Here is a 21515-nt window from a genome sequence, read left to right on the forward strand (position 1 = left end):
TAAAGGGAGTTGTGAGTCAAGATCACGTGCATATACTCGTCAGCAGTCCCCCAACATTAGCGCCAAGTGAAATCATGAGAAGGCTGAAGGGGAGAACGGCCAGTAAGCTGTTTGAAGAATTTTCGCATTTGAAAAAGCGGTACTGGGGCCAACATTTTTGGGGGCGAGGCTATTTTTGTGCAACGGTGGGGCAGTTAACGGAGGAAATGATCAAAAGCTATTTAGAACATCATTTTGAACCCAATCCGAATGATAATTTCAGGATGGATAATTGACGCGTCGTTTAGCCGACGCGTATCCGGACTTTCAGTCCGTTAATCACTAACCCACCTACTTTAGTAGGTGGTTGTTTAGTGAGTATTGTAGTGGTTCAGTTCAGAAAGATAATTTTTCACAGAATGCGGATAAAATTATTGTAATAGATGATCCTATTTCTAGTCTTTCACACAATCATGTATATGATGTAGCATCTTTAATTCAACAAAGAATAATAGATGGTGGTTTTTCACAGATTTTTATTTTAACACATAGTTTATTCTTCTTTCACGAGTTAATTAAAATAAAAAGCCATAATTCAGAATGTCCTAAAAATTATAATTTATTTAGAGTGACTAAGAATGAGTATAGTATAATTTCCAAAATAAAACCCAATGAAATAAAAAATGATTATCAGTCATTTTGGCAAGCATTGAAGGATGCAAAGGCAGGAGTAACATCTCCTGTTATTGTACCTAATATGATGAGAAATATATTAGAGTATTATTTTACTTTTATCCATCAAGAGGATAGCTTAAAAAAAGCAATCGATAAGATATGTGAAAAAGAACCTGAATACAAAGCGTTGTATCGTTTTGTTAGTAGAGGATCTCACTCTGATGGTTTCAATATTAATGATTATGGGCAAATAAGTACACAGCTTTATTTTTCTACATTTAGAAGAATATTTGAGGAAACTGGGTTTCATTCTCATTATGAAAAAATGATGGAAGATTAAGGATTAGTTAAAATTGGAGAGGAATACGTAAGCTGATTTTACCACTGGCTGGGCGTTGAGGGCTGAGTCTATGTTCAGCACAGTAAGTCAAATAGTCATCTATTGCCTCTTCAAAAGCAGTGCGTAGTTCATTCACGTTATCAGCATGAAAACCAATTACATCATTGATGCCAGCAATATGACCGATTAAACACTGATCTTCATCGCTATATTCAATTTTTGCAGCATAGCCTTTATATATCATGGTATTCATAGTGTTATTCCTATAGCCTCAAGAAATGTTCTGGCATCACGTACCTGATAGGGTTTAGCTTCCCCAAGCGATATTAAGATATTTCAATCATCAATTTATCTGATATTCGTGACTATTCTACTAATGAAAACGATGGAATTAATGATAAAAAATTTATTATAAGACATTATATTGATTTTTTATGAAGTAACATTTTAATAAATGATGAGATAATAGAGTGATAATGATATATAACCACCAACAATTTACTAATGGCGCTCCTCTTTTACTAGTCCTAATTATCAGGTAGAGTAAAAGTTTATGACAATATAAAAGAAGACATTTTTACCTTGATCTATATTGATTTATTTTATAAATGGTTGTGGATTTATATTTAAAACATAAATAATTAGAATCGTTGTTACCGTACCGCTTCCGATGATTCCGGCTAACCAATTATGCCCGTTTAAACCTAAGATTAAAGCGACAAACAGAGAGATAAAAGTGAGTAATAATCCATAATTTTGCCCCCTGATACTTTTTCTTACCATTTGCTCTAAGGCGACTTTTTCCATCTCGTGTCTATACCTCTGTTGTTGTTCGATTAGGGTTATAAATCGGTCAGCAGCTCCCTTTGTATGTTGTTCATAGAGCCTTAATATCTCTGAATCAGGCAATTGATAATATAATGGATTGATATCACCTTGATTAGATTGTTTAGCTATTTTCGGATGTTTTCCGGTGATTCTTCTGGTCATATATCGTCTCTTTCCCTGTAGATAATATGATTTCATCATTGAATTGCTTTAATACGGCAGCAAAATCTGCGCGGACTTTATCCAGATCATCTGCTAAAGTATCAACGTCACTTTTCTGTGGGATAAGATCAAAATAGTTTGTATTGGGCATAATATAGAATTTCGGTGAAATTGATCTTAATTTATGAAAGTATTGTATGAAAATGTTCATTATATTACCTGTATTATTAGTTGTTTCTATTAGTTAAATGACTTAGCATCAATGATGCTTTATTGGATTTTGATTTAAGAATCATACCTGATAAATATACTTATGCCATAGAAATATTGCGAGACGCTTCAAAGAAAGGAGTGAAAATAATGGAATGCAATTTCATTCAAGATAATGATTAATCGTTTATATAGAATTATTCATTAGTATGATTTACGACGAAAAGTATCAGAATATGCTATAGTGCCGGCTAGTTTTCTTATATTTTGGGAATTTTATGTCTTATCAATGCCCCTTATGTCATCACGCTTTATTGCTCACTCGACAGCAATGGCGCTGTGAGAATAATCATCAGTTTGATTGTGCTAAAGAAGGGTATGTCAATTTAATGCCCGTTCAGCATAAAAGGTCCAAGGAACCAGGTGATAGCCCAGAGATGATGCAATCAAGAAGAGCATTTTTGGATTCAGGGCATTATCAACCATTACAACAACGGGTTTCGGAATTACTGGAAAAGTATCTGCCAGAAAGTACAGTGAGTTTGCTGGATATAGGATGTGGTGAAGGTTATTACACTGCCGCGGTTGAAGCACAGTTAAGCAAGAGACGTAATCTTGGAATCTATGGGTTAGATGTTGCTAAGGTCGCGGTTCGTTATGGCGCTAAGCGCTATCCTGCTGTTAGCTTTTGTGTTGCGTCGAGTCATCGTTTGCCGTTTGCCGATAAATCGCTTGCCGGGGTATTAAGGATTTATGCGCCTTGCAAAGCGGAAGAGTTGGCAAGGGTGGTTAAGCCACAGGGAATTGTTTTGACAGTCACTCCTGGTCCTCGCCATCTTTATCAGCTTAAAGAGTTGATTTATCAAAATACTCATCTTCATTCATTGAAGGCGGAACCGTTGGAAGGATTTGAATTGATAACCGATGAATCGCTATCTTATCCAATGAAATTAGATGGCGTACAAGCGCATCATTTATTACAGATGACACCATTTGCCTGGCGAGCAACAGAAGATGTGAAAAAAGGATTAGCGGATAGAGCGTTGTTTGAATGTGAAACTGATTTTATACTGCGGGTCTATCAACGCCTTAAATGATTAAGATTTCAGCCCAAAATATAACGTTTAATAGATAAATATTTTGGGCTGGTGGCGTTATTTGGCGTACATAAATAATTCGAGATGCTCAAATAAGATATTGAAGCCAATTGCAATCAGAGTCAACCCGCCAATAAGCTCAGCGCGTTTGCCTAGCAGTGGGCCAATATAACGGCCGATTAATATACCCAATGTTGCCATAATCATTGTCATCATGCCGATAGCCATTGCGGTATGTACGATATTGACTTGAAGGAAAGCGAGCCCGATACCAACAGCCATTGCATCCAGGCTGGTGGCAATGGCTGTTGTTATTAGTACTATTGAATTATGGCGGCAGGGTGATTCACACTTTTTTTCCTGATTTGCTTTAAAGCTCTCTGTAATCATTCTACAACCTAGAACAAATAACAGAGTGAAGGCAATCCAGTGATCCCACTCCATAATATACTGGCTGGCGTAAAGCCCGATAGACCAGCCAATCAATGGGGTACAGGCTTCTACCAAGCCAAATATCAAACCTGTACGGATTGCTTCGCGAAAATGTGGTCTATGTAGTGTGGCCCCTTTACAAATTGCAGCAGCAAAGGCATCCATTGAGAGCGCTAAAGCTAGGATAAGGGTTGCGTACATATTCATTAATATAGCCTCGGTTGGGTGTTTCCATATACATATAATCCATCCCCAACCAATGATGGTGTTATATGCAATGGTCTTGCCAACCGAATTAATAGCTATCCCATTAGGCTATTGTATTTGCTATTTTGAGCAACAATAATACCTGTTAAGATAGCAATAAGGCTACCCGCACCACGTTTATTTTGTAACGAGCGTGTTGATACGGGCTTTTCAGAGAAGTTAACTAAATCGTTTCTCTGAAACAGGCTACTCCCCATGACAATTTAAAAGATAGCACAATAATTCAAAAAGGGAAAATAATATTATTTTTAGGGTTAAAGTATGATGTTGATAATAATTATCATTATCTTCTTTATAGGGAAAATAAAAGTCAGCGTGAGGCTGACTTTTATTATTTATGTTTTTATATATTATTTTTTCTTATCTATCTGTTTTCGACGAGAAATTTATAGATTCTTTCTAAATCATCAAGTTGGCTTGCTGATATATATAATTTCTTGTTTTCTAAACCAATAACCAGGATGCCATCTTCAGATAAATTCATGGTTTTTATCCGATTATAGGAAATAAAGGTATTTGCATAGAAGAAACCGTTATTTTTAAATAATAGTTTAGGCGAACGTATGTAGGCAAGATAAATAGTCACCAGGATAGTAAACAGCAATAAATATGTGGTTAAACGGCTACCATAAGCGGTAATATTATTATAAACAACAATAAGTATCAGGATAATAAAGATGAGTGCATCAATTTTATGTTTTCTTTTTAGCTTTATTTGTAGGTGAGTTTTCCCTTTCATCAAATTAACCACGAATTCATCATAAACAGCAAAAGCTAGCATTAGTAAGATTAAACCAACTAATACCATATCATTAAGGCCCATTCCTTATCCCTGTATTGTTATGAAAAAGAAAATAGGGGGAGGAATTCCTCCCCGAATGATATTGTACTAGAGACCAAGGAAACCAAATCTGGCACCAATAATCCCCAGGATAAAGAAGCCAATAATGATCCACAGGGCATTGACTTTATGTCGTAATAACCACATACAAGCAAATGTCAGCAAAAGAGGTACCAAGCCTGGCATCAACTGATCGAGGATATTCTGAACCGTGGTTATTGTCGTTTCACCCGTCTGTTGGTTAGGAATTTCTGATACAACCAACGGGATATTAACTTTCGTCCATTTATTAACTAATGCCCCCATGACAAATAGACCAAGGATTGACGCTCCTTCGGTCATTTTTTGCAAGAAGCCGCCACCCATATCCTGAACGATATTGATTCCTTTCTTATAACCATAAGAGATGCCTGAATAGAGAACTAATAGGCGTACCAGATTGAATAAGAAGAAGAACAAGACAGGCCCAAGCCAGCTACCACTCATTGCCAGGCCAGCACCCAAAGCAGCAAATACTGGGCGGACTGTCCCCCAGAAAATAGGGTCACCAACACCGGCCAGTGGCCCCATCAGACCGACTTTGATACCGTTAATCGCCCCATCATCAATCGTTGCGCCATTAGCACGCTGTTCCTCCATTGCCAGAGTGACACCCAGTACAGGTGCGACGACGTAAGGGTGAGTGTTAAAGAATTCAAGGTGGCGTTTGAGTGCCTGTTTACGCTCATCGGTATTTTCTGGATACAAACGACGAAGAGCTGGAACCATAGAGAAACAGAAACCCAAAGCCTGCATACGTTCAAAGTTCCATGAACCTTGAAACACATTGGAACGGAGAAATACACCACGGATATCACTGGGTGTCAGTTTTTTCTGGCCTGCTGTCTGAGCAGTCGTTTTTGTTGTATCTAACATGTTGCTCATCCTTTTAATCTAATTCGTTATCAAGGTCGTTATCGGTGTGCCCAGGGGCAGCCACGACCTGAGATTTGTTATATTTAGGGCTTAGCTGGATGTACAGCACGGCCATGACAATACCAATAATGCCTAATGCAACCAGGTTAAATTCAGTGAATGCCGCCGTGACGAATCCGAGGTAGAAGAAGGGCATTAGGTAACCGGCACGCATCATGTTGATAACCATTGCGTAACCCACAACGACGATCATGCCCCCTGCGATATTCAAGCCATCTGTTACCACTTTTGGAATAGAGGCAAGTAGCTGTTGAACTTCATTGGTACCCACCGATAGGGCAACGATCAGGGCAGGGATGGCGATACGCATAGCCTGGAGCAGTAATGCGGATAGATGGATAAAGCTAATCGCCCGCAGACTGCCACGTTCTGCCGCGTTGTCCGCCGCATGCTGGAAGGCGACGGTGATGGTACGTACAATGATAGTCAGAACTTGCCCTGCTGCTGCCAACGGAATGGCCAAAGCAATACCTTCACCGATATCACGACCACCCGCGATGACCAGAATCGTTGAGATGATTGATGCTAAGGCTGCATCCGGGGCAATGGCCGCACCGATATTCATCCAGCCAAGGGCGATCATCTCTAGCGTACCGCCGATAATGATACCGGTTGTCATATCACCGAGAATGATCCCGATTAAGGTGCAAGCCACGAGTGGGCGGTGGAATTGAAATTCATCAAGAATGGAATCCATTCCGACTATACAAGCTACGATGAATATCAATGCAATTTGAACAACGGTAATTTCCATTGTTTGTCTCCTGTAACCAAATTAAATTTGGGAAGAAATTTTTGTCATTGAGTAATTTTTGTCATTGAGTAATAGTTAAATTGCTCTGATCTGATTTTCGTTTTTAACCTTCTGGAGTAGATCCATCATTTGTAAGCGGCTATCACTGGCAACCTTACGGGCTTCAAGTTCAATGCCTCGTTCATCTAGTTTTTTGAAGGCTGCAATATCGGTTTCATCAACGGATATTGCGTTGTTAACTTGCGTTTTTCCCTGACGGAAAGCCATTCCACCAATGTTGATAGAAGTGATATCGACACCATCTTCGACTAAACGCAAAACATCTGTTGGGTTTGTAAACAGCAACATGACACGTTCATTGGCATATTTCGGGTTGTTATAAACGCGAACACATTTTGCAACATCAACAACGTGAGCACTGAGCCCCGGTGGAGCAACTTGTTTTAGCAAGGTGGTACGGACAGTATCAGCAGCAACTTCATCGCTGACGACAATGATCCGTTTGACATTGGTCTCTTTTGTCCAACGAGTAGCGACCTGACCATGAATGAGGCGGTCATCAATTCGAGCTAATGCAATTTTCATATGACCGCCGGTTGATGGTGCAAATGAAGGCGCCGCAACGGATGCTACGGGTTTGGCTGGTTCAGCTTTTTGAGGTTCTTCCGTTTTCAGGGCCCGGATGCCTTCTTTCCCTGTTTCCAGAGCAATAGAAACCAGTTCTGCCAGAGATGGGTCATCATCTCGACACATAAAGGTTTCAACCAACATTGGAACGTTAACTCCGGTGATGATCTCATAATTCTCTTTATCTACGGCAATACGGCTAGCCGCATTGAATGGACTTCCTCCCCATGTATCGACAAGAAACAATACACCTTGCTCTGTATTAAGTGTTTCCAGTTTACTGTTGTATTTTTCAAATAAGGTATCGGCATTTTCACCAGGAACGAAGTCAATGTAAGAAACATTTTCTTGCTCTCCAATTAACATCTCCGCGGTACGAAGCAGTTGCTCAGCCGCAGACCCGTGTGTGCCAATCATAATGGCTATACTCACCTGTTTTCCCCTCTGTTAATAATATATCCCCTTCATCTTTCAAGCTGCTGCTTTGTTGGCTGCTTTCACTCACCCCAGTCACATCGTTAGCTATGCTCCTGGGGATTTATTCACTTGCCGCCGCGCTGCAACTCGAAATCTATTAGGTATAAACGCAGGATTACTACAAAGTTACTGCAATAATTTTGATGAATCATTCCTCCAATAAAAATCTTATTTGTACAAATAGTGACCTTTTATCAATATGATACCTAAATATTTGACTTGATTTAGACTTTATCTCTTATTGACTGTAAAAATCGGCTGTTAGATTAACATTAGAAATACCGGAGGAAAATTGCTGTCAGTCAGAAAAAATGAAATAGATAAAAATGTTAACCACAAAACAATTTAATAAGCTAAAAATTGTAAAATTAATTTATAATTATCTATAATTTGCTTATTGTTAGATGTTTATTCTGTTTATGGTAACATCTTATTAATTTAAAATTAAAAATATATTCATCTTTTTAGATCAAAAGATGATCATTTTAAGTTTTGGTCAAAAAATATCCCAACCATAAGGTAGGGATATTTTCATGACAGAAGCATTTACTGATTAAAAAACAGGTTATTTATTTGATTAATCACACTGAACTTTAATGGCCAGACCACCGCGGGATGTTTCACGATATTTCGCGTTCATGTCTTTACCTGTTTCGTACATGGTTTCAATAACTTTATCGAGAGAAACGCGCGGTTCACTGGTACGGCGCAAAGCCATGCGTGCAGCATTGATTGCTTTTACTGAAGCAATGGCATTTCGTTCAATACAAGGTACTTGTACTTGGCCTGCCACCGGGTCACAGGTAAGGCCGAGGTTATGTTCCATACCGATTTCAGCCGCAATACAGACCTGTTCAGCGCTGCCACCGAGCAGTTCAGCAAGGCCGGCTGCCGCCATCGAGCAGGCAACACCTACTTCACCTTGGCAACCCACTTCAGCTCCAGATATCGATGCATTCATTTTATATAGGATGCCAATAGCGCCGGAAGCCAGGAAATAGCGGATATAGAGCTCTGGTGTTACAGGTTCAATGCAATGGTTGTAATAAGCGAGTACGGCAGGAACAATGCCACAAGCGCCATTGGTTGGTGCGGTAACAACACGCCCACCCGCGGCATTTTCTTCATTGACTGCCAAGGCGAACATGTTCACCAAATCCACGACATTCATTGGATCATTAGATAGATTGTTTGATGAGGTCAGCATACGATGTAATGCCGCTGCCCGGCGTGGTACACGCAGTGGGCCAGGTAAAACCCCTTCGGTGTTCAAACCACGTTCAATACAAGCCTGCATGGTATCCCAGACATCGGCAAAATAGGCATTAATTTCTTCTTTGCTGTGGAGATCCAGTTCATTTTTCATCATTAAACCGGAAATAGATAACCCGGTTTTATTACAATTCATCAGTAATTCTTTTGCTAAATTGAATGGATATGAAACGGGTTTGGTATCCTGAGAGGGTTTACCAAAGTGTTCTTCATCAACAATAAAACCACCACCAATCGAGTAGTAGGTTTTGCTATAAACTTTTTTGTCCCCCGCGAATGCGTGAATTTGCATGCCGTTTTCATGTAATGACAGATTATCACTTCGGAAAACCATGCCGCTATCACGTGGGAAATCGACTTCATGTAAACCGTTGGCCAGCTTAATACGCTGTGTTTGCTCTACATCACGAATAAAACCGGGGATCGAATCAATATCAACGGTGGCGGGTAAATTACCTGCTAGACCCATGATAATAGCGATATCCGTATGATGACCCTTGCCGGTTAATGAGAGTGAGCCGTAAACATCGACGGCTACACGCGTGATAGAAGGCATTAATCCCTGGTTTACCAGATCGTCGACAAACTGTTTGCCGGCTTTCATCGGGCCAACTGTATGAGAGCTAGATGGGCCAATACCGACCTTAAACATGTCGAAAACGCTAATCACGCAAGACTCCTTAAAAAAGATAGAGATATATACCCGTTATCTTTCAAGTTGCCTCTTTGTTGGCTGCACTCACTCACCCCGGTCACATAGTTATCTATGCTCCCTGGGATTCGCTCCCTTGCCGTCGCGATGCACCTTGAAATCCATTGGGTATAGTTATATATATATTGAGGTACGCTACTTTACTGTGATTTAGTCGTGTTGATAAGGGAGTTTACAGTTTTTTTTGAATTATGATAGCAATAGTGATAAAGGTGGGCAAAAAAAATACAAATTAATTGTCCTTAAATGATTTAGATCAAACCTGAACTTGTTGAGCTAATTGATGAATTATCGTTGCTGTTAATCCCCAGATGAGATGCTGCTGATACCAGTAAAAATAGATTCGATGCTGCTGACCTCGGCGATTAACATCAAGATAATGATAACTCGAAAGTGAAAGCGCTTCAGATAGAGGAACTTCGAATATTTTGGAAACTTCTGCCGGGTTACTGTGGAGGGATAATCCGGGGGGCAATAATCCGACAATAGGCGTCACCAGATAGCCACTGATGCTATTTAAAGGAGCGAGTTGTCCCAGAACCTGAACTTTCTGATGAGGTATGTTAACTTCTTCTTCCGCTTCTCGTAGTGCGGTCGCGATTATTGATTTATCTTGAGGATCGGCAACCCCCCCTGGAAAGGCGACTTGACCGGCATGTGATCGTAAAGTGGCGGAGCGTTGGGTTAATAATAACGTTGGTTTTGGTTTGCAGATGATCGGTAATAACACTGCGGCATGGCGGTTGTTATATGAAAACCATTTAGGGGGTGGTGGAAGTTGTAACTGAAATCTGTTAACGAAATCAGACAGTGATGTCATATTACTTTTATTTTCCCTAGTTGTGGCAAAATACGATTCAACTTATCAAATGTTTCTTGATACTCTTTTTCAGCAATGCTGTCAGCAACGATTCCGCCACCAGCCCAACAATATATTTTTTCTTTCTCAGTTAAGAGGGTACGAATGGTGATATTGCTGTCCATTGTGCCACAGAAACTAATATAGCCAATTGAACCACAATATCCATGTCGGCGGTGAGGTTCAAGCTCTTCTATTATCTCCATCGCTCTGATTTTAGGCGCTCCGGTAATAGAACCTCCGGGAAAACAGGCACGTAATAGATCCGTGGCATGTTGTTCATTTGGCAGTGTTGCGGTGATTGTGCTAACCAGATGGTGAACGGCAGGGAATTGTTCAACTACAAATAATTCGGGAACTTTAACTGACCCCGGTGTGGCTACCCGGCCAATATCATTACGCAATAAATCGACGATCATCAAATTTTCAGCCTGGTCTTTTTTCGAGGCTGCCAGTTTTGCAGCTTGCAGTACGTCCTTTTCTGTATCACTTAAGCGCGGTAATGTCCCCTTAATCGGACGAGTTTGAATTTGTCTATTTTCCAGGAGTAAAAAACGTTCAGGAGAGACGCTGATAACGCTGTTTTCCGGTAAACGAATAAAGGCGGAAAAAGGTGCACGGTTGCTCTCATTAAGTTTTATGAATGCTTGCCATTCATCTCCTTGGTAATCAGCGCAAAATCGTTGTGCCAGGTTAACTTGATAACAATCGCCGCTTAACAGGTAGTGATGAATGCCGCTAATTTTTTCATTATATTGCTTAACACTCATATTTGACCGCCACTCACTGGTCAACGTAAAAGCCATTTTTGGCGCAATTTGGTGAGAAGTTAGCCAGTTCAGGCGCGTATCAACATCACTGTAGCTGAATAAAATCACCTCTTTCTTGTGATGATCAACAATCAGCGCCCAGTCATAAATACCTATTGCCATATCTGGAAATGACAGCTCATTTTTGGCTTGTGATGGTAATTCTTCAATATAGCGCCCAAGATCATATCCCCATAAACCTAGGGCGCCGCCTTGAAATGGTAAATCAGGATCGAACTTTGCTGTGATATTTAATTTCTCTAGTTGCCTTTTTAACAGGTAAAAGGGATCTTCCTCAGTAATATAACTATCACCATCTTCATTTATTTCAGTTGATTTATTATGACTGAGCAGTGTTATCCGTGGCTCTGCAACCAGAATATCAAACCGATTATGGGGATGGTCGGCAGAACCAGAATGGAGCAGCATTGCCCAAGACTGGTTTGAAATCGGCGCGAAATAGTTGATGGCAGCGTCTGGTTGGTATGGTAATTGCCGTTTTTGCAGTGAAATACTCATTATCATGTTGGTTTAGCAGTGGTAAGGCAAAAGTTAATCTTGATTTTAATCCCTACAGATTAACATAGAAATCCACTCCTTACTTGAGTTAAAAATCGCTATACTCTTCGGCATGGATCACTTCATAGAGGTTATTATCATGTTTTCAGGTATGCCAACTTTATCCCATCAGGAACAGCAACGAGCAGTGGAAAAAATTCAGCAATTGATGGTTGAAGGAATGAGCAGTGGCGAAGCGATTGCGTTGGTCGCACAAGAAATTCGTGAACAGCATCGAGAAAAAGAACAGGTTAATGTGGTGTTTGATGATGAAAAATGAACATAATTAAATTATTTATTTAACAATAATCACACATTTATGTTACCTGGCATGTTAGGTTAGCTCCATATTTAATCTCTTACTTTGAGATATTAACGGGAGGTAGTATGAAAGCATGTCATATCATTAACAGAGTTGGCCTATCAGGTGCTGCATTTTTGCTCACTGTTTCATTCACAGTATCTGCTGTTTCGGAGAACAAACGTGTTGATAAGTTTATTTCTTGTGACAATTTAACTAAATCGCAAATTGCCGCTCAAGTAAAGCGTGATTTCCTGCAAAACCGCATTAACCATTGGTCAGAAGATAGAAAGCAATTGGGAACTGCTAAACCAGTGGTGTGGGTAAAGGCGGAAAATATCACTGGCGACAAAGATATATTAAAAATTCCGCTGACTGTTCGTGGTTCTAAGCGTGATAAAGATTACCGTGTTGTCGTTGATTGTCAGCAAAATACGATTAGCTATAGCGAGTTGAAATAGCATTTTCTGATAGTTATCTCTACCCGTCATTAGATGGATACCAGATTTGGTGTTAGCCAGTAAAGGAAATGTTATGTCAGAATTGAGAAAATTATATCCGGCTTGTGAAGCTTATCGTTCGGGGTATTTGGATACAGGCGATGGTCATCAAATTTATTGGGAATTGTGTGGTAATCCTGTAGGTAAGCCGGCTGTATTTATTCATGGCGGACCGGGTGGTGGTATTGCCTCTTATCATCGTCGGTTATTCGACCCGAAGAAATATCATGTCATGTTATTTGATCAGCGTGGTTGTGGGTGTTCAAAACCTCATGCCAGCTTGGAAAATAATACCACTTGGCATTTAGTTGAAGATATTGAGCGCTTACGTCAACTGATGGGAGTAGAAAAATGGCTGGTATTTGGTGGCTCGTGGGGTTCAACTTTATCTTTAGTTTACGCTCAGACTCATCCTCAATACGTTTCTGAATTAATTCTACGGGGAATTTTCTTGCTGAGGCCACAAGAGTTGCACTGGTATTATCAGGATGGTGCTTCTAATTTCTTCCCTGATAAATGGCAACGAACGGTATCTATTTTATCGGAGGAAGAACGAAAGGATGTGATCGGAGCGTATAATAAGCGGCTGACCAGTCATGATCTTCGGGTGCAATTAGAAGCCGCTCGTCTCTGGAGTTTGTGGGAAGGCGAGACGGTAACATTGCTTCCTTCAAATAGTGTGGAGTGTTTTACGGAAGATGAGTTTGCTTTGGCATTTGCTCGGATTGAGAACCACTATTTTATCAATGAGGGTTTTATGAATGAGGAGCAGCAACTGTTGAATAATATTGACGTTATACGGGATATTCCGGCAGTTATCATTCATGGTCGATATGATATGGCTTGCCGGGTGCAAAATGCTTGGGATCTGGCGCAGGCATGGCCGGAAGCGGAATTACATATCATTGAAGGAGCAGGACATTCATTTGATGAGCCGGGTATTTTACATCAGCTTATTAGTGCAACAGATAGGTTTGCAGATCAGTAATTGGATATATACCCAATGGATTTCAAGATGGATCGCGACGGCAAGGGAGCGAATCCCCGGGAGCATAGATAACGATGTGACCGGGGTGAGTGAGCGCAGCCAACAAAGAGGCAACTTGAAAGATAACGGATATAACCACCGGTTATCCGGTGGTTACTCATTCTTACTGGATGATTAGCGGCCTTTTGGTTCGTAGGGTAAACTGGAAAGTTGTTTGGATAATTGGCGATAATGTACTAAACGTTGTTGAAAATATTGCCGCAGATGTTCGGGTTGTTCTTGTTCAGCCGCATCAGGAAGTACCGGCATATTGTAACGTTCCTTAAAGGCTACGCCAGAGGCTGCCAAATCAACATTCATTTTGTCCATATCCTCTGTAGACAGTTCGGCCAGATTATGTTTCATAAGTGTTTCTCTAATTCACAAAGTGATAAAACTAATCCAGACAGGTTTTTCTGGCAAGGTTTGAATTGATTATTTTATAAATATAAATAATATTCATTATCATTAAATATAAAAATTCCTTGGTGAAGATTATTTTGTAAATGTAATTCATTTTCATTTAAATATATCAAATGAGATTCATTTTCATCTTTTTATTGAAAAATATATTTATATTTCAGTGTGATACATATTTTTAATTTATTTTTATTATTGGGTTTTATTATTTTAATTTAATTGGCATAATATAGTTCAATTAATAACTGGAGTATCTATTATGTTAAATCAAGAAATGGTTAATGAATTAAATGAGCAGATGAATCTGGAGTTCTATTCTGCGAATTTATATTTGCAAATGAGTGCATGGTGTAGTGAACAAGGGTTACCAGGTGCCGCTGCGTTTTTTAAATCGCACTCTCAGGAAGAGATGCAGCATATGCATCGCTTGTTTGAGTATCTGAGTGATACAGGCACAATGCCACGTTTGGGGCAAATTGATGCACCTTCGGCCGATTATGAATCTCTATCTCATGTACTCAATAGAACTTATGAACACGAGAGATTTATTACTGCCGAAATTAATAAACTTGCTCATTTGGCGATAACCACGCAGGATTATTCTACTTTTAACTTTCTGCAATGGTATGTAGCAGAACAGCATGAAGAAGAGAAATTGTTTAAATCTATCCTTGATAAACTGGATATGGTTGGTGAGGATGGTAAAGCACTTTTCCTATTAGATAAGGATCTGAAAGGTCTGGCTGCTGCAAATCCTGTCTAATGAAATGGAATTAATTAGCCGCAGTAGTCGCAATAACTTTAGGTATTTAAAGTCAATGCTGCGGTTTTCCTTTATTTTTGCGCGATAGTTCACAAGACGAAATTCTTATTGTAAGTTATCGCAGATAAAATAACTCTTTTGATATAAAATGATGACGATTTATAGAGATTCATTTGAAAATTAAGAGGTTATTGATGACCATTAGCACAATCCGCTCTTTTGGCCGAAAATTATCTGCTTTAATTGTCCTTTTTGTTGCCATATCTTGCCAGCAAGCTTTGGCCCATGCGCATTTAACAGAACAAATTCCGGCAGAAGATACTACAGTAGAAAATACACCACAGGTAATCACGCTAAGCTTTTCTGAAGGTATTGAGCTGAATTTTAGTAAAGTAAAAGTGACTGGCCCGGAAAATAAACTCATTAAAACGGGAAAATTGAAGCTTGATCCGGCAACTAATACAAAACTTATTCTTCCTATCGAAGATAAACTGACGACAGGGAGATATGATGTTAACTGGAGCGTGGTCTCTGTTGATGGGCATAAGACTAAAGGTGTCTATAGCTTTACAGTGAAATAATTATGTCTCTAGCGGCGCTGTATATTCTTTGTCGCTTCACTCATTTTATGGCAGTTATGTTAGTGTTTGGCTTTAGCATATTTACTGCCATATTGGTTCCTGAGCGTTTATCTGTTCTGATTGATGCGCACCTTCGTTTAGGGGTAATTATCAGTACAGTTGTGACATTAGTAACAACAATTGGATGGTTGGCAATTCAATCGGGAATAATGGGTGATGGTTGGCAGTATTGGGAATAACTTTTGGCAAAGTTTGGCAATGGCAAATACTGATTTCAATAGCTACTACGGGGTTTTTGTTTATCGGTAAACAAAAAGCCAGAAATATTCTGATGTTAATCGGTTCTGCTGTTTTACTCTCCTATCATGCTTTTATAGGCCATTCGGTAATGCATGATGGGATAACAAGTGTTTTTGCTCAGATTAATCAGGTAATTCACTTAGCTAACTATCTGTCTCAATAGGTGTTATTGGTGTAGTCTATTCTTGACTCTAAGTGCCTATTCTAATAACCCAATAGGAATAGGCAGTAATATATACCCTATGGATTTCAAGATGCATCGAGACGGCAAGGGAGCGACATAGCTAACTATGTGACCGGGGTGAGCGAGAGCAGCCAACAAAGAGGCAACTTGAAAGATAACGGGTATATACCTAATAGATTTCGAGTTGCAGCGAGGCGGCAAGTGAACGAATCGCCAGGAGCATAGATAACTATGTGACTGGGGTGAGTGAAAGCAGCTAACAAAGCAGCAGCTTGAAAGATGAAGGGTATAGTGAATATGGAGGAAGCCGGAGTGTATAGATAGTGTGTGAAAAGATCTATTCCGCTCGCTTTATATATCTACATTGGTAACTATTATGAAACGTTTACTTTTATTACTTTCCTTGTTTTGTCTCTCTTTTCAGAATGTTGCTGCACCGGTTGAAACGGTGAGTAAGCTACAATTTGGTGATAAATGGGCATTTACACGGGAAGAGGTGATGTTGGATTGCCGAGCAAATAAGGCTCTGTTTGTGATTAATCCAAGTACGTTAGTGCAATACCCATTAAACGATATAGCCACGGATATGGTGAAGGTAGGGAAAGTGAATGCTAAGTCTTTGGATATTATTCTATTGGATGATAGCAAAAATCCGACTCAAAAAATGAGCATAGCACCATTCCAACAAGCAGCTTTAGCATTGTGCGATAAAAGATAATGTCATTGAGTAAGCGATAGAGTCTATTTTGGCTTAATGGAAGATGTTGTTTTTGATTATTTATCATCCAAAAAGTTGGTAAAATGCAAGTATGTCAGCTACGCTTTAAATTGTAAGTTGTTTTACGTCTTAATGACACTTTTAGCGCACGGCTCTTAAGAGCCATTTTCCCTAGGCCGAGTAGAGGAGTCAACTCGGCCTTTTTTTGTCACAAGTTTTGTGGACATCAGACCACCCTCATAACCCATGCATGTTTTTGTCTATCATAATGCTTTCGGTAGAGAAGAATGTGTTTATCGTTTAGTAAGGCGGGAATACTGGTATGTTCATCCCATCCATCCAACTGCATACAAAGTTCGCGGTCGGAATTACAAGGAATACTAATGGTGATATCGTCCTCTTGGGAAGGTGAAGAGAGAATAGCGTCATCAATTTCGTAGCTGGAAATTCTTAATTTTGTCTGGTTCATAATCATTCCTTAACTTTTAGATAACAGGTAAGACCAGTAGGGCCATCATTGAGAATAGATCAAATAGCTGAGATTTCCAGTAATAATATTTTCCGTGTTGGATAATCGGTAGATGATATTGCTGTTATAATTATCTGTTCTAAAACTTACTCTCGTCATATTGCTTTTTTTATCTCTGCCATTCTTTGACCTTTTATACATTCAGTAGGAAATATTTATTTGGTGTGGTATTAAGGACTCAAAATGTTGGTGATGGTGTGGTAACTGTAATAATTCTATGGATAAATTGTTTGAATGTTTTGTTTTTTACTACACCACTAGTCAACTCTCAAATGAAAGAGGCTAATGAGCGACACTGTTATCAGATAATTGATCTTTATAATTGTGTAAAAACTCAATTTGATTTTATTGTATGAGGGCATAGAGGCACTAGCAGTGAATCATACTCATACTGGTTGTACCTCTGATAATGTTTTGGTAAGTAGTGTGATATCTCACTAGCCTTTGCAAGTATTCAATAAATATAAGAATATTCTATTAAAGACAGTAAAAAATTTACGTCAGTGTGACAGACTGTTAACCTTATTGTTATGGGCATTTGATATTTTTTTGATATAAAAATAGAGATGCGTTTTGTGAATTTCATCGGATAGGTCAATTATGAATAAAAATGAGTTCTATCGGGAGCTTACGGGGGATCTAAAAGCTCTGTTGTCTGGTGAGTATGACTTAATAGCGACGCTGGCTAATGCCAGTGCATTGTTGTATGAACGTTTGCATGACGTTAACTGGGTTGGCTTTTACCTAATTGATGGTGATACGTTGGTGTTAGGGCCATTTCAGGGAAAAGTTGCTTGTGTCAGAATACCTGTTGGCAAGGGGGTATGCGGAACGGCTGTATTGGAAAATCGCATCCAGCGTGTTGAGGATGTTCATGCGTTCCCTGGTCATATCGCCTGTGATGTTGCTAGTAACGCTGAAATTGTGTTGCCGTTGATCGTAAGCGATAGAATTATCGGTGTATTGGATATTGATAGCACGGTCTTTAATAGGTTCGACGAGAAAGACGAATTTGGCTTACAAGCCCTTATTGATGGACTTTGTGCTCATTTAGAACAGTGCGTTGTGCCGAAATATGTTGAATTGAATGTAACTTAACATATGGATAACGTGGCATTTATCAGCAACGCTATTATAATGACGCCAGTTCATGCCTATGCTGGTTGGCAAAACCGTTGTAATCAGGAAATTTCATGGAAAATCAACCTAAGTTGAATAGTAGTAAAGAGATAATTGTTTTTTTAGCTGAGCGTTTCCCGCTCTGTTTCGTAGCCGAAGGTGAAGCTCGTCCTTTAAAGATCGGTATTTTTCAAGATATCGTTGAACGTATTCAGGACGAAGAGTGTTTAAGTAAAACACAACTGCGCTCCGCCTTACGTTTGTACACATCAAGTTGGCGTTACCTATATGGTGTGAAAGAAGGCGCACAGCGTGTTGATCTTGATGGTAATTCATGCGGTGAGCTGGAAGCGGAACACATTGAGCATGCTCTCCAGCAACTGACTGAAGCCAAAGCACGGGTTCAGGCACAGCGTGCGGAGCAAAGAGCTAAAAAACGTGAAGCTGAAAATGTGGCTGTGGGTGAAAAAAATGAACGGCCCACAGCCAAGAAACCAGCCCCTCGTCGCCGTGCTAATAATACTGAGGGGGAAAAACGGCAGTCACCACGCCAACAAAAGAGCCCTCGGCAAGCACGTAAACCAGCTGCTAAACCTGTTCAACCCGCACCGATTCAGATTGTCGATGTTTCATCGCTGAAAATTGGTCAGGAAATTAAAGTAAGAGTGGGTAAAAGTTCAGTGGATGCTTCTGTGCTTGAAGTCGCCAAAGATGGTGTACGGGTACAATTGCCTTCCGGTTTGGCAATGATTGTACGCGCAGAACATTTGCAGTTCTGATACGGAGGCCGACCTGGGCATGAACAAATTCGTCAGACTGGCTTTTGTTTTAGGTGTTTCAATTTTTGGTACTTGTTATGCAGATACAAACAGTCCAGTGGCTGTTCCTGTTGGTATTGAACAATTACCTATATTGAAGCAAGAACCTCAGCATTCAACAGTTAGCGAGCGGGTAACATCCCGCTTCATTCGTTCTCATTATCGCCAATTTGATTTAAATGGTGATTTTTCGGCAAAAATATTTGAGCGCTACCTCAATATACTGGATTACAGCCATAACATATTATTGGCGTCAGATGTTGCTCAGTATGCCGATAAGAAAAAGTCGTTAGGCAGGGAATTGGAAAATGGGAATCTGGAAATTCCGTATGACCTGTTTAATTTGTTACAGAAACGTCGCTTTGAGCGTTATCAGTACGCTTTATCGCGTCTTGAACAGCCAATGAATTTTGATGGTAACGATACAATTGATGTTGATCGTTCCAAAGCCCCTTGGCCACAGAGTGTGGAAGAGCTAAATAAACTTTGGGATGCTAAAGTTAAGTATGATTGGCTCAACCTCAAGCTCAGCGGCAAAGAGGATAATAAAATCAAAGAGATGCTCACCAAACGCTATCAATCCGCGTTAAAACGTCTGACACAAAGCCAGAGTGAAGATGTTTTCCAATTGATGATGACTGCGTTTGCCCGTGAAATTGATCCTCATACCAATTATCTTTCGCCACGCAATACTGAACAGTTTAACTCAGAAATGAGTCTTTCCTTGGAAGGGATTGGTGCTGTTTTGCAAATAGATGATGACTACACGGTTATAAATTCTTTGGTTGCTGGTGGACCTGCTGCCAAAAGCAAAGCATTAAACGTGGGTGATAAGATTATCGGCGTTGCCCAGTCAGGAAAGTCCATGGTGGATATTATTGGCTGGCGTCTGGATGATGTGGTTGCGCTGATTAAAGGACCTAAAGGGAGTAAAGTACGGCTCGAGGTTATTTCTGACACCAAAGGGGCAAAACCACGTACTGTTACTTTAACTCGTGAACAGATCCGTTTGGAAGATCGGGCTGTGAAGATGTCGGTTAAGACAATTGGTCAGGAAAAAGTGGGCGTGCTTGATATCCCCGGTTTTTACGTTGGTTTGACTGATAATGTTAAAACTCAATTACAAAAACTGACCAAACAGCATATCAGTGCTATTGTCATTGATTTGCGTAGCAATGGTGGTGGTGCACTGACAGAGGCGGTTTCTTTATCAGGCTTGTTTCTTCCAAGTGGCCCGGTTGTCCAGGTCAGAGATAATAATGGGAAAATTCGTCAGGATTCTGATACTGATGAAGTGGTGTACTATAAAGGGCCTTTGGTTGTTCTGGTAGACCATTTTAGTGCTTCTGCTTCTGAAATTTTTGCCGCGGCAATGCAGGATTATGGGCGAGCGTTGATTGTCGGTGAGCCGACTTTTGGTAAAGGTACAGTTCAGCAATATCGTTCTTTGAGTCGTATTTATGATCAAATGATGCGCCCTGATTGGCCATCACTAGGTTCTGTCCAATATACGATACAGAAGTTCTATCGTGTGAATGGCGGCAGTACTCAGCGTAAAGGGGTTACTCCTGATATCGTAATGCCTACGGGGGTTGATCCGGCGGAAACCGGGGAAAGTTTCGAAGATAATGCTTTGCCTTGGGATAGTATTCCTCCTGCCCGTTATACAGGGTCTAAAATTATTGCTACATTGGTTCCTCAGTTGAATGCCGTTCACAATGCTCGTATTACAACTGATCCAGAATTCAAGTATATCAATGAGGACATTGTTCACTATAAAGCGATGAAAGAGCATAAAAATATTGTTTCTCTGAACTATGCACAAAGAGAGAAAGAGAATAAAGAAGCGGATGCTCTGAAGTTGAATCGCATAAATGATCGCTTTAAACGCGAGGGTAAAAAACCGTTAACTTTACTGGATAATTTACCTAAAGATTATCAAGGACCAGATCCCTATCTTGATGAGTCAGTGAAGATTGCACTTGATTTAGCGCACCAACCTGATGAGAAAATGTTAGCTAAATCTAAGTAAAATAATGGATTAAAGCCTGTTAACGATTAATGCCCAATATCGTTCGCTTGGGATGTTTTGAGTGAACGATGTTGGGCTTTCAGTAATATGAACAGTCTTTTTAAGGTGTTTTTTCTTTTCTGGAAGTCTGGAAGTCTGGAAGGATGAATTGTTTCACATTTTTTCAGCACTACCGGGTATTAGAGTATTTTGTTTAAACAATTGGTGTTAGGCTAATGCGGGTTTTTCTGTGATTTTGTAAAGTTGTGTTGATCTTATCGCTTAACAAGTTAAAAGCCTTGAATATAGCGAGAACAGCCTTATTTATAGAGTAGTTCTGAAATTGCATTGATTATTAATAAAGGAAGCC

At 39.9% G+C, this 21515-nt stretch carries 25 protein-coding genes and 1 pseudogene; 14 read left to right on the forward strand and 12 right to left on the reverse strand.

Annotated elements, in window-relative coordinates; translation table 11 throughout:
• Together tnpA and D3222_RS10580 are read left to right on the forward strand one after the other, a co-directional pair.
• Positions 1-275, forward strand: a pseudogene (gene tnpA / locus D3222_RS10575) (IS200/IS605-like element ISPlu2 family transposase); the annotation flags it as partial.
• Positions 276-346: 71 nt separating this feature from the next.
• The gene (locus tag D3222_RS10580) at positions 347-994 is read left to right on the forward strand and encodes an AAA family ATPase (RefSeq protein ID WP_118986121.1); all 648 of its coding nucleotides are present in this window, start codon (positions 347-349) and stop codon (positions 992-994) included.
• Between the two features lie 7 nt (positions 995-1001).
• Here the strand turns inward: D3222_RS10580 and D3222_RS10585 are convergent, their stop codons facing one another.
• Together D3222_RS10585 and D3222_RS10590 are read right to left on the reverse strand one after the other, a co-directional pair.
• On the reverse strand, positions 1002-1247 hold the full coding sequence (locus D3222_RS10585; protein ID WP_118986122.1) for a type II toxin-antitoxin system HicB family antitoxin: 246 nt from the start codon (positions 1245-1247) through the stop codon (positions 1002-1004).
• 344 nt (positions 1248-1591) lie between these two features.
• On the reverse strand, positions 1592-1984 hold the full coding sequence (locus D3222_RS10590) for a DUF2335 domain-containing protein (protein ID WP_157975316.1): 393 nt from the start codon (positions 1982-1984) through the stop codon (positions 1592-1594).
• Between the two features lie 488 nt (positions 1985-2472).
• Here D3222_RS10590 and rlmA point away from each other — a divergent pair, with 488 nt between their 5' ends.
• Positions 2473-3291: a 23S rRNA (guanine(745)-N(1))-methyltransferase gene (gene rlmA, locus D3222_RS10600; RefSeq protein WP_118986124.1), complete on the forward strand. Its 819-nt coding sequence runs from the start codon at positions 2473-2475 to the stop codon at positions 3289-3291.
• 57 nt (positions 3292-3348) lie between these two features.
• Here the strand turns inward: rlmA and mntP are convergent, their stop codons facing one another.
• The 8 genes from mntP to pabB form a co-directional block, all read right to left on the reverse strand.
• Positions 3349-3930 carry a manganese efflux pump MntP gene (gene mntP, locus D3222_RS10605; protein WP_157975317.1) on the reverse strand — a complete coding sequence of 194 codons (582 nt, stop codon included), beginning with the start codon at positions 3928-3930 and terminating at the stop codon, positions 3349-3351.
• A 424-nt stretch (positions 3931-4354) separates the two neighbouring features.
• Positions 4355-4813 carry a DUF986 family protein gene (locus D3222_RS10610; RefSeq protein WP_118986126.1) on the reverse strand — a complete coding sequence of 153 codons (459 nt, stop codon included), beginning with the start codon at positions 4811-4813 and terminating at the stop codon, positions 4355-4357.
• A 66-nt stretch (positions 4814-4879) separates the two neighbouring features.
• Positions 4880-5746, reverse strand: a complete 867-nt coding sequence (locus D3222_RS10615; protein ID WP_198672787.1) for a PTS mannose transporter subunit IID — start codon at positions 5744-5746, stop codon at positions 4880-4882.
• A 13-nt stretch (positions 5747-5759) separates the two neighbouring features.
• Positions 5760-6560, reverse strand: coding sequence for a PTS mannose/fructose/sorbose transporter subunit IIC (locus tag D3222_RS10620; RefSeq protein WP_118986128.1), 801 nt, complete (start codon positions 6558-6560; stop codon positions 5760-5762).
• A 75-nt stretch (positions 6561-6635) separates the two neighbouring features.
• A complete protein-coding gene (gene manX / locus D3222_RS10625; protein WP_118986129.1) occupies positions 6636-7619 on the reverse strand; it encodes a PTS mannose transporter subunit IIAB in 984 nt (327 codons plus the stop codon).
• 622 nt (positions 7620-8241) lie between these two features.
• Positions 8242-9606 carry an L-serine ammonia-lyase gene (locus D3222_RS10630; protein WP_118986130.1) on the reverse strand — a complete coding sequence of 455 codons (1365 nt, stop codon included), beginning with the start codon at positions 9604-9606 and terminating at the stop codon, positions 8242-8244.
• Between the two features lie 298 nt (positions 9607-9904).
• Positions 9905-10468 carry a CoA pyrophosphatase gene (locus tag D3222_RS10635; RefSeq protein ID WP_118986131.1) on the reverse strand — a complete coding sequence of 188 codons (564 nt, stop codon included), beginning with the start codon at positions 10466-10468 and terminating at the stop codon, positions 9905-9907.
• The gene (gene pabB, locus D3222_RS10640; RefSeq protein WP_118986209.1) at positions 10465-11835 is read right to left on the reverse strand and encodes an aminodeoxychorismate synthase component 1; all 1371 of its coding nucleotides are present in this window, start codon (positions 11833-11835) and stop codon (positions 10465-10467) included. The genes D3222_RS10635 and pabB overlap by 4 nt, the downstream gene beginning before the upstream one ends.
• A gap of 139 nt (positions 11836-11974) precedes the next feature.
• Between pabB and D3222_RS10645 the strand changes: the two genes are divergently transcribed.
• From D3222_RS10645 to pip, 3 genes are all read left to right on the forward strand, one after another.
• Positions 11975-12154 (forward strand): YoaH family protein, encoded by a 180-nt coding sequence (locus tag D3222_RS10645; RefSeq protein WP_118986132.1) that lies wholly within the window; start codon positions 11975-11977, stop codon positions 12152-12154.
• Between the two features lie 107 nt (positions 12155-12261).
• Complete coding sequence (gene yebF / locus D3222_RS10650; RefSeq protein ID WP_118986133.1) at positions 12262-12636, forward strand: protein YebF; 375 nt, start codon at positions 12262-12264, stop codon at positions 12634-12636.
• 73 nt (positions 12637-12709) lie between these two features.
• Positions 12710-13663, forward strand: coding sequence for a prolyl aminopeptidase (gene pip / locus D3222_RS10655; RefSeq protein ID WP_118986134.1), 954 nt, complete (start codon positions 12710-12712; stop codon positions 13661-13663).
• A 174-nt stretch (positions 13664-13837) separates the two neighbouring features.
• Here pip and D3222_RS10660 read toward each other — a convergent pair whose 3' ends face one another.
• Positions 13838-14068: a DNA polymerase III subunit theta gene (locus D3222_RS10660; RefSeq protein ID WP_118986135.1), complete on the reverse strand. Its 231-nt coding sequence runs from the start codon at positions 14066-14068 to the stop codon at positions 13838-13840.
• A 313-nt stretch (positions 14069-14381) separates the two neighbouring features.
• On the opposite strand from D3222_RS10660, the gene ftnA reads away from it, so the two are divergent.
• The 5 genes from ftnA to D3222_RS10685 all read left to right on the forward strand — a co-directional run bounded on the left by ftnA (position 14382) and on the right by D3222_RS10685 (position 16668).
• Positions 14382-14885 (forward strand): non-heme ferritin, encoded by a 504-nt coding sequence (gene ftnA / locus D3222_RS10665; RefSeq protein WP_118986136.1) that lies wholly within the window; start codon positions 14382-14384, stop codon positions 14883-14885.
• A 194-nt stretch (positions 14886-15079) separates the two neighbouring features.
• Positions 15080-15466 carry a CopC domain-containing protein YobA gene (gene yobA, locus D3222_RS10670; RefSeq protein WP_118986137.1) on the forward strand — a complete coding sequence of 129 codons (387 nt, stop codon included), beginning with the start codon at positions 15080-15082 and terminating at the stop codon, positions 15464-15466.
• A 2-nt stretch (positions 15467-15468) separates the two neighbouring features.
• Positions 15469-15705, forward strand: coding sequence for a hypothetical protein (locus tag D3222_RS25930; RefSeq protein ID WP_232832478.1), 237 nt, complete (start codon positions 15469-15471; stop codon positions 15703-15705).
• Positions 15687-15929, forward strand: coding sequence for a hypothetical protein (locus tag D3222_RS25935; RefSeq protein WP_232832479.1), 243 nt, complete (start codon positions 15687-15689; stop codon positions 15927-15929). Before D3222_RS25930 ends, D3222_RS25935 begins: the two co-directional genes overlap by 19 nt.
• Before the next feature lie 397 nt (positions 15930-16326).
• Entirely contained in the window at positions 16327-16668 is a 342-nt protein-coding gene (locus tag D3222_RS10685) for a YebY family protein (protein ID WP_118986139.1), read from the forward strand.
• A gap of 226 nt (positions 16669-16894) precedes the next feature.
• On the opposite strand, the gene D3222_RS10690 is transcribed toward D3222_RS10685, so the two are convergent.
• Entirely contained in the window at positions 16895-17137 is a 243-nt protein-coding gene (locus tag D3222_RS10690; protein WP_118986140.1) for a DUF1480 family protein, read from the reverse strand.
• Between the two features lie 660 nt (positions 17138-17797).
• On the opposite strand from D3222_RS10690, the gene D3222_RS10695 reads away from it, so the two are divergent.
• From D3222_RS10695 to prc, 3 genes are all read left to right on the forward strand, one after another.
• The gene (locus D3222_RS10695) at positions 17798-18295 is read left to right on the forward strand and encodes a GAF domain-containing protein (RefSeq protein ID WP_118986141.1); all 498 of its coding nucleotides are present in this window, start codon (positions 17798-17800) and stop codon (positions 18293-18295) included.
• A gap of 95 nt (positions 18296-18390) precedes the next feature.
• Entirely contained in the window at positions 18391-19095 is a 705-nt protein-coding gene (proQ, locus tag D3222_RS10700) for an RNA chaperone ProQ (RefSeq protein ID WP_118986142.1), read from the forward strand.
• 19 nt (positions 19096-19114) lie between these two features.
• Positions 19115-21166: a carboxy terminal-processing peptidase gene (gene prc, locus D3222_RS10705; protein WP_118986143.1), complete on the forward strand. Its 2052-nt coding sequence runs from the start codon at positions 19115-19117 to the stop codon at positions 21164-21166.
• The last annotated feature ends 349 nt before the right edge of the window (positions 21167-21515 follow it).

Source organism: Photorhabdus sp. CRCIA-P01, from assembly GCF_003545805.1.
Lineage (GTDB): Bacteria > Pseudomonadota > Gammaproteobacteria > Enterobacterales > Enterobacteriaceae > Photorhabdus > Photorhabdus antumapuensis.